A 12377-nucleotide genomic window follows, 5' to 3' on the forward strand; every position below is an offset into this window, starting at 1 on the left:
AAGCACAGGAATGCCCGACGCGCTGTAGCCATTGTCCGTACAATGGCTACAGACAGGATGTTGGCAGAGCGGCCTGCGCATCGCAAGGGCATTGGCCACATTGACTAGACAATGGAGCCAACAAGCGGCTTCCATGGGAGGCATGACAGTGACTCGTCTCGGGCGGAACCCGATGTATCAGCAGATCGCGGACGCGCTGCGGGAGCAGATCACGTCCGGGAAGCTCGAACCAGACGCGAAGCTCCCGACTGAAGCAGAGCTGCGCGATCAGTACGGCGTGTCACGGGAGACTGTGCGCAAGTCGCTCGCTCAGCTCGTGAACGAGGGGCTCGTTGTCTCGGCGCGTCCGCAGGGCCACTTCGTCCGCCGCCGTCGGCCAATGGTGTTCCGCCCCCAAGCGGAGTTCCGGAAGCGACCGTACTCGCCGGAGATGGACGCTTTCACGACCGAGTACGCGGCTGAGGGACGCGAGCCACGGCAGGAGATTGAGGTGGCCATCGTGGAGCCACCGGAGGAAGTAGCCAAGAGGCTCCGGCTGGAACCGGGCGAGCTGGTCGCGGTGCGGAAACGAGTGCGATACCTCGACGGGGAGCCGTTCAACATCAACGACAGCTACTTCCCGCTCGCCCTCGTACGGGACTCGGAGATCATGCGCCCGGAGGACATCGCTCGTGGCGCCAACCAGGTTCTCGCCGAACTCGGGTACCGGCAGGAGCGAGCCCTAGATGAGTTGTACGTCCGTATGCCCACCCCTGAGCAGGTGCATCGACTCGACCTGGGCCCCGGGACGCCGGTCGGGATTCATGTTGTCACCGGCCACACAGCCGAGGGGAAACCTGTGAGAGTCGCAGTGACTGTGCTCCCGGGCGACAGGCACGTGATCTCGTACGAACGACAGCGCGAAGAGCCGAACGAGGGCGCATGAAGAATCTACTCATCCGCGCCGGCCGTCCTGATGAATTGGACGTGGTGGAAGCGTTGCTGCGCGAGGCCTCAACCTGGCTTGCCTCGCGCGGCATCGACCAGTGGCAGTACCCGCCCCACCGTGACCGCATTTTGGAAGCCCTTGAACGAGGGGTGTGCTTCCTCGCGTTCGAGGAGGGGGAGCCGGTCGCAACCATCCAAGTGGATGACTTCGCAGACCCTGAGTTCTGGACCCCGGAAGACCGGCCAGATGCAGCCCTCTACGTTCATCGCATGGCCGTAACGCGCACGGCTTCCGGCGCGGGCATCGGCGGCCTCCTGCTCGACTGGGCGTCGGAACGTGCCTCAGCCCAAGGCAAGCGATGGTTGCGGCTGGACGCATGGAAGGACAACGAAGGGTTGCACAGGTTCTACGAGGGCGCGGGCTTCGCGCTCCTCCGCATCGTGAATCTTTCACACCGCAGATCGGGTGCCCTGTTCCAACGGTCGACGTCACCAAACACTAGGAGGGCATTCCATGCCTGAGGTGCCGCAAGCCTCGGCGAGGCTCTGGAAGTCTATGGAGCACTTTCAGCCCGAAGTCTATGTGAAACACGTAGACTTCAAAGAGGGCTCGCCTTACGAAGGACAGAGTGTGACTCTTGCTCCTGTCACACTAGTGGCCGGAGCTCACGGCTCAGGAAAGACCACCTTTCTATCACTGATCGCGGAATGCTTGCGGGCTGGAGCCCGACACTATGAAGTACCACCAATCATCCGACCCCAAGGCCACGGGGAGCCATTCCTGGGAGGCCAATGCCTCCTTAAGGTGCAGCACCATAGTGACGAACTAGAAATCCACGCAGATTTGGATGTCAGCAGCCGGGTCTCGCGAAAAGGCGACGCCATAGAGGTCGGATTCGACCCAATCCTCCGAGGCTCCTATGACGTCTCGTCCGATATTCAGATATTTTTTCAGGATGTTCGCCAGGAATTTCTCAAGAATAGCCTGGCCGGAGAGCCGTGGGAGCAGAAGAAGAAGGATTTGGATGCCCTTCGCGAGATTCTGGGTTTCCCTTACGATGAGGCGACCTATTATCCGCTTGACGTAGACAACTCCGGGGTCGTGTTCCCGTACGTCAAAGGAAGGCGAGGGGATGAATGGGTCGACTCGTTCCAGATGAGCTACGGGGAGCTCACCGTACATAAACTCCGGTGGGAAGTTGCCAATGCCCCCACGCATTCCGTACTACTCCTGGATGAGCCCGAAGCTAACATTGCCCCGAGAGGACGAGCAGCACTCGTCGACGAGATTGCGCGGCTAGCTCGCGGATCAAACCGTCAAATTGTGATCGCCACACACTCAGCCGAATTCCTTGGCCGTGTTCCGCTATCAGCAATTCGCATGTGCGTTCGAGTTGGCATCTCTAGGGCGATCCTCACCCCCTCTCGCCCCTCAGACCTCCGCGATTCCATCGGAGTAGATCACCCACTTCGTTTCTTCTTGGTGGTCGAGGATGAGACGGCCGAAGCAGCCTTGGCGCTACTTCTCACGGCGAGTCAATTTCCACTCCTCAGCGAAACTGAAGTAATCAAGGCGGGCTCGTGGACCGATGCAATCGTTACTCACGCCTCGATTTCGTCATCCAGCCGTGTGCGATCAGTCGCTGTGATTGATGGCGACCAGAGAACCAAGGTGCCGCTTTCTAAGCAGTCAAATAGCGTACTTTTCCTTCCTGGCAGCGAGCCACCCGAGAAGGTATTCGTTCAACATGCAGCGCGCCATCCAGAACAACTGGCACGTAGGCTCAATTGCTCGATTCAATCCATCAGCGTGTACATTGCCGAAATGCTAGGAACCGATCACCATAGGTGGCTGACACTTCTGGCTAAACGCACCGGGCATGATTGGCGTCATTGCTTGCGAGCAGCTTTCGAGATCTGGTACTCGAATACTGATAACGAGTCGGAGGCTAGTGCACTCGTCGAACAGATCATGGAAGCACTACAGCAGGGGCTCAAAGGAGGGTGAAGCGCCTCTATGAGCGCACACAGCAGGTAGAGGGGGTTGCCGGGCGGCGACTGCTCCTCTTCGCGGCTCAGCACCTGAGGTAACACCACCGGGCCCTCTGTGGGCCCTCCAAGAGCGACGGGCAACGCCCAACAACGACCAACGACGACAGCCCAACCGCAGGTCAGATAGGGCGAACACCCTGCTGACCAGGGCCGGAAAACGGGCCCGCCAGACCCAGGGCAAGAAGAAGTAGCGAAAGCGCTCGAGCCCCCCGTCTGCGCTTCTCACGCAGGTTGGGGGGCGTCGTGTTTCTCGGGTCGTCATCCAGTCGCCAGTACAGCAGCGGGCTCGCGCCCTCCTGGGGGGCTCCGGCGGGCCGACGGATGGTCTGCAGACGACCGTGGAAGCCCTGAGTCGGTCACGGCTCGGGGAGAAGCGCTTTCGGTAGGTGGTCACCGAAGAAGCAGCCCTGTCCGGCCCCACTTTTCCGGACCCGACAGCTCGTCGCTCCTCGCTGCCCACCTACCGAGAATCTGCAGATCGATATACCTCTCCACGTCCCTCAAGAGATGTGGCAACATCAGCGGATCGAGTCGGCTACATACGGGGGATGACCAGTGGGGACTCAGCTGTGCGTAGGTCAGGTGCTGCGCTCTGCACAGAACAGGGACCCTTCCGTAGCCGTCATGAACGGCTACTCGAACATCCATCACGTCACCGCTTCTCAGATTCTGGCTCAAGTCCAACTGAGCAAGGGAATCAATCCGATCGCCAAGGTCAAAGCATCGGGCGTGCCCCGAAGGCCAGCAGTCCTGATCCGCTCGAGCCCATGGAAAGCCGGGACGCCCGAGACTCCATGGCATGACGTGTTCGACCTGGACAACGGTCACGTGCGCTACTTCGGCGATCACCGCGTCGACCACGCCGTCCCGGTGGGGGCTACCCAGGGCAATTCCGTGCTGCTGGCGACTCTGGCTGAACACCACGCGTCGACTGCGGAGGAAAGAGCCCTGGCAACCCCCCTGCTCGTCTTCGCCGCTGTGCCACGCAACAACTCCGCCAAGGGATACGTTCAGTTCTGCGGAGTGGCGGTCATAGAACGCGCGGAACAGATTGAGCAGGAGGCCGGCGGCCTGTCCTACCCCAACTACCAGTATGACCTGGCAGTTCTGGACCTGAGTGCCGAGGGTGACAACGTCGACTGGGCATGGATCGAGGCTCGCGGGGACCACCGCCTCTCCGCTGCCGAAGCGCTGGCGTACGCACCCCGCTCCTGGCGCCAGTGGGTGCAACACGGGCAAGCCGCACTGCCCACCGTACGCCGTCAGTCGGCCCGCCCCGCTGCCGACAGGGGACAGCGTGCGCGGCTGACTCGTGGGGAGAAGGCAGCCCAGCAGCTCTTCCCCTCGCCTCGCCCAGCACCGCATTCCACAGGCTCGCCCGAAAACGGAGCGGCGTCAGGAGAGCTCACTGCACGCACGCTGATGGAGAGACTCAGGAAGCTCAAGACTCATCAACACTATGGGCCCCGAAGTCGACACGCACCATTGGGTCTTCTGTGGAGTATTTCCAGGATCGCCTCAGGTGGGCCCCGGCTGGCTCCTTGGAGGGTCTTCCGCGACGAGGTGGGCGAGTTGATGACGGAGTTCGATCCTCCCCACTCGCCCCCCGAGTATCCCTTCTGGCACCTCAGGGCTAGTCACTTGTGGGATGTCCAGGGCATTTCTCGCGAAGAAGGCACGCCTCGTGGCGCAACCCTCGACCGCGCCAACCCTGAAGGAGGAATGACCGAAGAAGCTGCTCGCCTGTTGAAAGACCCCTTCATTCGCTCACAGGCCATCGCTGTGATCCGGAGGACCTACTTCACGGACGTCGACCAGCCCGCGTTGATGACACGACTGGGGTTGGGCGGTTATGAGACAGCGAGCGGCGTAGTTGAGGGGCAGCAGCCGGGGTTCGGCCCCGCAGCGCGACGCGACGTCAACGCCTCCCGCATTGTCCGTAACGTGGCAGTGGCGAACGAAGTGAAGAGGATGCATACCGATCACTGCCAGGTCTGCGGTCAGCAGTTGCCGACTTTGTTCGGCACGTATAGCGAGGCAGCCCACATCCGTGGTCTCGGCCACCCCCACCACGGCCCCGATGAACTGTCCAACCTGCTCGTCCTGTGCCCGAACCATCACGTACAGTTCGACAAGCTCGCCATATATGTCGACCCTCAGGACACTGTTCGCTTCACCGTGAACAACGAACCCACGGGCATGCTTCGCCGACTTGCAGAGCATCCGATCGACCAAGAGCATCTGCGCTACCAGCGCGCTCTGTGCGGCAGGGATCGCGACGCAGAGGACCAGAGCACGGAACGTTCGTAGCTGAGCCTGCACGCGGCGGCTGGGGCAGGCCGTAATGGACTGCGTCAGGTCGCGCTGCGGTGGGGCGGCGCTGTCAGTGGCTCCTGCCACGATGGCTGCCATGGCGACCTACCTGCTCACCGACATCGAGCGAGCCCTCCGGAGCAGTTGGAGCGCCGAGACCTGCACGCCGGAGTACCGGGCGCGTTGGAGTCCGGACAATCCGGCGCGGGACCAGTGCGGGGTGACCGCCATGGTGCTCAACGACCTGCTGGGCGGGGAGTTGATACGGGGTGAGGTCCACGTCGGCGGGGTGCGCACCGACTACCACTGGTGGAACCGGCTGGGGGCGGGTGTGGAGATCGACCTCACGCGGGAGCAGTTCGGGCCGGAGGAGGTCGTGACCGGGGGCGTCGTCATAGCCCGGCCGCCCGTGGCCGAGTGGCGGCGGCTTCGGGAGGAGTACGCGTTGCTCCGTGCACGGGTGGCCGAGCGGCTCGGGCGGGGCTGAGCCGTCGGCGCGACGCACTACGGTGGTCCCGTGCCGCCCGGGCGGCCGGGCGACAAGGGCCGCTGGGCTGCCGGGCTGTTGGGCGGTCGGGCCGGAGCACGGTGCCTCCGGGGCAGGGAGATCGGGGAGAGCGATCATGGGCGAGTCTCTGAAGACCTTCGTCGGCGGCACCGAGGTCGAGGTGCCCAACAGCATCCCGGACATCCGGGCCGCGCTGCCCGAGGAGAGACGTGAGGAGTTCGACCTCGCGATCAACGAGGCCGGGGTGCACGAGATCCAGGCCGTCATGCGGCACTGGATGCTGGAGGCCGTCCCCGACCCCGAGGCAGAACAGATCCTGGACAGGCTGGCGCAGGACGAGGCCGAGAGGCGGAGCGTCGCTTGAGCTTCCGCATCTCCTACGCGCCTCCCGCCGACGACACCCTCGCCAAGATGCGGGACAACGAGTCCTTCCGGGACGAGATGTCCCGCACCCTGGGCCAGGAGCCCTACGGGCACGCGTCCTCCGCCGTCAAGAGTGAGCAGGACCGACGCGAGGCGACCGTCTCCGGGGCCATCGTCCTCTACTACGTCTCCCGGTCCGTCCTGACCCTCACCGTCGTCCGACTCGTCCCCCTGCCCTGAGCGCCGGGGGAGGGCGCCTGCCCCTTCCGCGTCAACGGAGGTGACGAGGACGGGGCAGGCGAGGTACGAGCCGTCGGCCCGTCAGGCGAGCTTCCCGTCCTGCGCCGCCACGACCTCGGTCGGCACCGCGAACTTCGCGCCACCGCCCGCCGCCGCCAGGTTGAAGGCGAAGAACGTCGCCACGGTGCCTTCCTTGCGCAGCGCCACCAGCTTGAACGGGGCGGAGTCCCCGCCGTCCTCCGAGACGACCGTCCAGGCGGCGGACTCGTCGCCGCCGGTGACCTTCTCCTCTGCGAGCGAGACGACCTTCGTCGGCGCACCGGCGACCGTGGCCGTGAATCCGCCGGCACAGTCCGCCGCGGCCTTCTTCAGGGCGGCGAACGCGTCCGGGCCCGCCGTCTTGTCGTACGAGGTGAGGGCGACGAACGTGGACGTGAGGTCGAAGGCGGACTTCAGGGCGTCCTCCGCCTCGCCGTCCGTCAGGTCCTCCAGGGCCTTCTTGCCGTCGGTCTTCGGCTCGCTGACCACCTTCCGCTTGGTGGTGGCCACCGAGCCCTCCTGCGCGATGCCGTACATGGCGTGGGCGACCGGCAGGCACTCCTTCTTGTCGACCGTGACGCCCTCCGCCGGAACCTCGTCGTCCGGGCCCGCCTTGGTGACCTTGTGGCCCTTCACGTCGCCCTCGGTGAGGGATGCCTTCTCCAGGTCGGCGGCGCTCAGCGCCTTGGCCGGCGCCTTCGGGGCCGAGCTTCCGGCGGTCGCCGTGCCGTCCTTGCCGTCCTTGCCGTCGGCGTCGGACGACCCACCGCCACAGGCGGTGGCCAGCAGGGCGAGGGAGGCCGCGCAGGCGGCGAGGGCGGTACGGCGTACGGCAGTGGCGCGCATGGTTCATCTCTCCGTTCGAGGAGCAACGGCCCCGCTCAAACCGTCACTTCGACGTCGTCTGGGACGGGCCGTCGCAGTGATCCACACTTTACGATCGAACCTCTGAGCGAAGATCAGTTCGGCCGTGCCCCACACGGGATCGTGATTCTGCTGTGACCACCCTGTGAACACCCGGCGCGCCGCCCCCATACGGCTGGCGCCCGGAGGCCCGTCCCCAGGCCGCTGAAGCGCCCGCCCGCTGGTGCCCGCCCGCCCGGCGGCCCCGCCTCGCGGGCACGGCCCGTCAGCGCGGGCACGGTCCGTCAGCCGGTGCCGGCGTCAGGTGTGGGCCGGGCACCGGCGTCAGGTGTCGGCCGGGCGCTGGATCAGGTGGCTGAACGCGTCCAGGTTCCGGGTCGACTCGCCGCGCGACACACGCCACGCGTGCTCCTTGCGGATCGAGCTCGCGAAGCCCAGCTCCAGGAGGGTGTTGAACGACCCGTCGGCCGCTTCGAGCACCGTGCCGAGCAGCCGGTCCAGCTCCTCTGCCGTGACCACCGAGAGCGGCAGCTTGCCGACCAGGTAGATGTCGCCGAGCCGATCGATCGCGTAACTAACGCCGAACAGGCGGAGGTTGCGTTCCAGCAGCCAGCGGTGCACCTCGGCGTCGTTCTCGTCGGGGTGCCGGACGACGAACGCGTTGATGGAGAGGGAGTGCCTGCCGACGATGAGCGAACAGGTCGTCGACAGCTTGCGGGTGCCGGGCAGCGTCACGACGTAGCTGCCGGGTTCGGGGCTCTCCCAGGCGAGTTCGGCGTCGTTGAGCGTCGCCTCGATGACCTGGGCCGCTGCTGTTTCGTCGGGTACGTCAGCCATGCAGCGAGCGTACGACAGTGACGCGCACGGCACGCACCGCACGGCACGCACCGCACCGCACGCACCGCCCCGCCCGGCACCCGGCCTCACACCCCGCGCCACCGGGCCTCCCGCTCCCGGGCGCCCGTCAGCCGCAGTGCGTACGGGCCCGGCGGCGGCGGTCGCAGAGAGCGGCCGTGTACACGTCGGCGGTGGCCGAGGCGGCCGTGTCCCAGCCGAAGGACTGGGCGTGCGCGGCGGCCGCTTCCCCCATCCGCTCGACCAGCTCCGGCGCGTCGGCGAACCGTTCCAGCGCGTGGGCGTACGCCTCCGGGGCGTGCCCCGGTATCAGGAAGCCGCTGACCTCGTCGCGCACCGCCACGGGCAGTCCGCCCACGGCCGCCGCGACGACCGGGGTGCCCGCCGCCTGGGCCTCGATGGCGACCAGGCCGAAGGACTCGCTGTGCGACGGCATGACCAGCACGGAGGCGGCCCGGAACCAGTCGGCGAGCCGGTCCTGGCCGACCGGCGGATGGAACCGTACGACGTCGGCGATGCCCAGGCGCGCGGCGAGCTTCTGGAGGCCCTCAGGCTTGGCGAGCCCGCTGCCGCTGGGGCCGCCGACGACCGGCACGACCATCCGGGACCGCAGGGACGGGTCCCGCTCCAGGAGCACCGCCACCGCGCGCAGCAACACGTCAGGGGCCTTCAGTGGCTGGATACGGCCGGCGAAGAGCGGGATCAGCGCGTCCTGCGGCAGCCCCAGGCGGGCCCGCGCCGCGGCGCGTCCGTCGGCGGGGCGGAAGCGTTCCAGGTTGACGCCGGGGTGCACGACGGCGACCGAGGCAGGGTCGGCGTCGTAGAAACGGACGAGGTCGTCGGCCTCCTCCGCGGTGTTGGCGATCAGGCGGTCGGAGGCGTGGACGATCTGGGTCTCGCCGATGACGCGGGCGGGCGGCTCGGGCGTGTCGCCGGCGGCGAGCGCGGCGTTCTTGACCTTGGCCATGGTGTGCATCGCGTGGACCAGGGGGACGCCCCAGCGCTGGGCGGCGAGCCATCCGACCTGGCCGGAGAGCCAGTAGTGGGAGTGCACGAGGTCGTAGTAGCCGGGGCGCTGGCCGGCCCAGGCCTGCATCACGCCGTGGGTGAAGGCGCAGAGCTGGGCGGGCAGGTCCTCCTTGGCGAGCCCCTCGTAGGGCCCCGCGTCGACGTGCCGTACGAGGACGCCCGGGGCCAGCTCCACCGCGGGGGGCAGGGAGCCGGTGGTCGCCCGGGTGAAGACCTCGACCTCGATGTCGATGGCGGCGAGGCGCTTGGCCAGCTCGACGATGTAGACGTTCATCCCGCCCGCGTCGCCCGTGCCGGGCTGGTGGAGCGGGGACGTGTGCACGGAGAGCATCGCGATGCGGCGCGGCTTGCGGGGCGACCCGGGGAAGCCGCCGGGGAACCTGATACGCGGGGCCGATCGGGTGGAGCCGAGCCGGGAGACGTACTGGCTCACGTCGTCGGTTCTCCTCACTCGGGGCATGCCGGGACGAGGGTTCGGGGCCCTCCGAAGGGCGAGAACAGGGGAGCCCCGGCATTCATTTCCGCTTTGCCAAATCATTACGTTTCCGGCCGCGCGCCAGAGGAGCGGCGCAGGCCCGGAGATCCGGAGCCCAGGAGCGCGGCGAGGGCCGGACGCGCGGCCGGGAGGCGCCCGACCGGGCCGGCTCCGGGTCCGCCCCGCCCCGTCGCTTAGGCTCGCCGCATGCGTCAGCGCCCCATCGGCACCGCCACCCGCGGGACCACCAACCCCAACCGGCTCCGCCGCATGGACCGCTGGATCGCCGCCGCGCACGGCCCCTCCCTGCGCCGCGCCGCCTCCCCCCTGGCCGTGGACCTCGGATACGGGGCCGCCCCCTGGACCGCCGTCGAGCTGCTGGCCCGCCTGCGGACGGTCGAGCCGCGCACCGCGGTGGCGGGCGTCGAGATCGACCCGGAGCGGGTCGCCGCCGCGCAGCCGTACGCACGGCAGGGCCTCACCTTCGTGCACGGCGGCTTCGAGATCCCCCTGGACGTGCGGCCCACTCTCATCCGCGCGGCGAACGTCCTGCGCCAGTACGACGAGGACCAGGTCGCCGAGGTCTGGGCGCGGCTGTGCGCCCGCCTCGCACCCGGCGGCCTGCTGGTGGAGGGCACCTGCGACGAGATCGGGCGGCGGCACGTCTGGGTGGCCCTGGGGCCGGAGGGGCCGCAATCGGTCACCTTCGCCACCCGGCTCGGCTCCCTGGAGCGCCCCTCCGACCTGGCGGAACGCCTGCCGAAGGCGCTGATCCACCGCAACGTCCCGGGCGAGCCCGTCCACGCGTTCCTGCGGGACTTCGACCGGGCCTGGGCGACGGCCTCCCCGTACGCGGCGCTCGGCGCCCGGCAGCGCTGGATCGCGGCGGTACGGGCCCTGTCGGGGAGCTGGCCGCTTGCGGACGGGGAGCGCCGGTGGCGGCAGGGCGAGGTCACGGTGGAGTGGGACGCCCTGCGGCCCACCGGCCGCTGAACAGGGCCGGCGGGCCGGGGTAGGGCCGCCCCAAGTGCTGAGCCGGCCTGTTTTCGGGAACGCCTCGGGGGCACCGTTCGTCCCAGAAGGTGGAGACAGTCGTACGAGGCCGTGGCGGGGGCCCTGGGGGCGCACGACGGTATGACGGGCCGGCACCGCGGAACGGAACCGCGAGGGTGAACCACGGGGGTATCGGGAGGAATCACCCCGGGCAGGGCGGCAGGTGACGCGTCGGGCACCGTCGCCCTCTGTTGCTTTACGGGGCGACATGGCACGATCTCGACGTTGCCGACTAAGTTACTGACGGTAAGTCAGCTTCACGAGGTCCGGCTTCTCTTGTTTTCTTTCCCGCATGCGTCGCACGTCGCGCATGCGCCGCTCGAACCGCTCGCGCTGTCCGTGTCGCGTGCGTTGTACGCGTCGCCTCCGCCCGGGGGCGGGCCGGAGGATCGACCCGGAGGGGGAGTTCGTGAACCGACGCCACTGTGCCACTGCCGCGATCACGCTGGTCTGCGCCCTGACCCTGCTGACAGCTCCGGTCCAGGCCATGGCGGCCCCCGTTCCGGACCCCGCGCCCTCCGCCTCGTCCTCTGCCCCCTCCTCTCCTCCGCGGTACTCCAACGCGGATCTGGAGAAGGTCCGCGAGCAGATCGAGACGCTCTACCGGAAGGCCGGCGCGGCGACGGACGCGTACAACCTCGCCGAGGAGCAGACGAAGAAGCAGTCCGGCGAGATAGTGAAACTGGCCAAGGCGATCGTCGACGGCCAGACGCGCATCGCGGCGCTGAAGGACCGGGCCGGCTCCCAGGCCCGCGAGCAGTACCGCAACGGCGGGCTGCCCCCCGGTGCCCAGCTGGTCCTCAGCGACGACCCGCAGCTCTTCCTCGACGGAGTCCACCAGGTCCGTCAGAGCCAGCAGGCCTCGACGTCGCTCCTCTCCGAACTGCAGCGCACGCAGGAGGACCTGGAGAGGTACACCCAGGACGCGAGCACCAACTGGGACAAGCTCGAGACGAACCGGCTCAAGCAGGCCAAGGCCAAGAAGAAGATCAACGCCCAGATCGCGGCGGCCGAGAAGCTCGAAGCACAGCTGGAGGAGACGGAACGCGAGCGGCTGCGCACGCTGGAGCGGGACGCCGCGAACAGGGCGCAGACCGCCTGGCTCTCCTCCGGCGCGGTCCAGGACGTCAGCGGCGAGGCGAGCGAGGCCGGCGCGGCGGCGGTGGCCTTCGCGACCGCGCAGATCGGCAAGCCGTACGTATGGGGAGCCGAGGGCCCCGGTTCGTACGACTGCTCGGGGCTGACCTCGCAGGCCTGGCTGGCGGCGAAGCAGCCGATCCCGCGCACCTCGCAGGAGCAGTGGCGACTGCTGCCCCGCATCGACGTCAAGGACATGCGCCCCGGCGACCTGATCATCTATCACGCCGACGCAAGCCATGTCGGCATGTACGTCGGGGGCGGCTCGATCGTGCATGCCCCGCGCCCCGGCCGCGACGTCACGCTGGCGGGCGCGGGCTCGATGAAGATCCTCGGCGTGGTCCGCCCCGACATGTAGCCGCCGCGGGAGACGGCCCTCGCCTGCGAGGAGGCGGCACCCCAGGCTCCGGGGCCCCAGGGCACACCGTGCGAAAGAGGCGCCCGCGGCCCGCTCGCCCGGCCGCAGGCCACCGCCCGCCGCGCCCACGCTCCGTGCGCGCCTGCCGCGCCACCACGCCGGGG

General features: G+C 67.9%; 12 protein-coding genes. 9 read left to right on the forward strand and 3 right to left on the reverse strand.

Annotated features, from left to right (window positions below):
• Nucleotides 1-172 precede the first annotated feature (172 nt).
• From V9U70_RS08580 to V9U70_RS08610, 7 genes are all read left to right on the forward strand, one after another.
• On the forward strand, nucleotides 173-925 hold the full coding sequence (locus tag V9U70_RS08580) for a GntR family transcriptional regulator (protein WP_336673879.1): 753 nt from the start codon (nucleotides 173-175) through the stop codon (nucleotides 923-925).
• Nucleotides 922-1449 (forward strand): GNAT family N-acetyltransferase, encoded by a 528-nt coding sequence (locus V9U70_RS08585; RefSeq protein WP_336673880.1) that lies wholly within the window; start codon nucleotides 922-924, stop codon nucleotides 1447-1449. The genes V9U70_RS08580 and V9U70_RS08585 overlap by 4 nt, the downstream gene beginning before the upstream one ends.
• A complete protein-coding gene (locus V9U70_RS08590; protein WP_336673881.1) occupies nucleotides 1442-2935 on the forward strand; it encodes an AAA family ATPase in 1494 nt (497 codons plus the stop codon). The genes V9U70_RS08585 and V9U70_RS08590 overlap by 8 nt, the downstream gene beginning before the upstream one ends.
• A gap of 668 nt (nucleotides 2936-3603) precedes the next feature.
• Entirely contained in the window at nucleotides 3604-5289 is a 1686-nt protein-coding gene (locus V9U70_RS08595) for a phosphorothioated DNA-binding restriction endonuclease family protein (protein WP_336673882.1), read from the forward strand.
• Between the two features lie 100 nt (nucleotides 5290-5389).
• The gene (locus V9U70_RS08600; RefSeq protein WP_336673883.1) at nucleotides 5390-5779 is read left to right on the forward strand and encodes a YunG family protein; all 390 of its coding nucleotides are present in this window, start codon (nucleotides 5390-5392) and stop codon (nucleotides 5777-5779) included.
• A 136-nt stretch (nucleotides 5780-5915) separates the two neighbouring features.
• A complete protein-coding gene (locus V9U70_RS08605; protein ID WP_084748079.1) occupies nucleotides 5916-6164 on the forward strand; it encodes a hypothetical protein in 249 nt (82 codons plus the stop codon).
• Nucleotides 6161-6403 carry a hypothetical protein gene (locus tag V9U70_RS08610; protein WP_336673884.1) on the forward strand — a complete coding sequence of 81 codons (243 nt, stop codon included), beginning with the start codon at nucleotides 6161-6163 and terminating at the stop codon, nucleotides 6401-6403. The genes V9U70_RS08605 and V9U70_RS08610 overlap by 4 nt, the downstream gene beginning before the upstream one ends.
• An 81-nt stretch (nucleotides 6404-6484) precedes the next feature.
• On the opposite strand, the gene V9U70_RS08615 is transcribed toward V9U70_RS08610, so the two are convergent.
• The 3 genes from V9U70_RS08615 to mshA form a co-directional block, all read right to left on the reverse strand.
• The gene (locus V9U70_RS08615) at nucleotides 6485-7288 is read right to left on the reverse strand and encodes a hypothetical protein (protein WP_336673885.1); all 804 of its coding nucleotides are present in this window, start codon (nucleotides 7286-7288) and stop codon (nucleotides 6485-6487) included.
• A gap of 342 nt (nucleotides 7289-7630) precedes the next feature.
• Entirely contained in the window at nucleotides 7631-8143 is a 513-nt protein-coding gene (locus tag V9U70_RS08620; RefSeq protein WP_336673886.1) for a type III secretion system chaperone family protein, read from the reverse strand.
• A 127-nt stretch (nucleotides 8144-8270) separates the two neighbouring features.
• On the reverse strand, nucleotides 8271-9623 hold the full coding sequence (gene mshA / locus V9U70_RS08625) for a D-inositol-3-phosphate glycosyltransferase (protein WP_336673887.1): 1353 nt from the start codon (nucleotides 9621-9623) through the stop codon (nucleotides 8271-8273).
• Between the two features lie 249 nt (nucleotides 9624-9872).
• Between mshA and V9U70_RS08630 the strand changes: the two genes are divergently transcribed.
• Both V9U70_RS08630 and V9U70_RS08635 read left to right on the forward strand, forming a co-directional pair.
• Nucleotides 9873-10658, forward strand: a complete 786-nt coding sequence (locus V9U70_RS08630) for a class I SAM-dependent methyltransferase (protein ID WP_336673888.1) — start codon at nucleotides 9873-9875, stop codon at nucleotides 10656-10658.
• Between the two features lie 469 nt (nucleotides 10659-11127).
• Nucleotides 11128-12213, forward strand: coding sequence for a C40 family peptidase (locus tag V9U70_RS08635; protein ID WP_336673889.1), 1086 nt, complete (start codon nucleotides 11128-11130; stop codon nucleotides 12211-12213).
• Nucleotides 12214-12377: the final 164 nt, after the last annotated feature.

The organism is Streptomyces pratensis (assembly GCF_037137275.1).
GTDB classification, from domain to species: Bacteria; Actinomycetota; Actinomycetes; order Streptomycetales; family Streptomycetaceae; genus Streptomyces; species Streptomyces pratensis_B.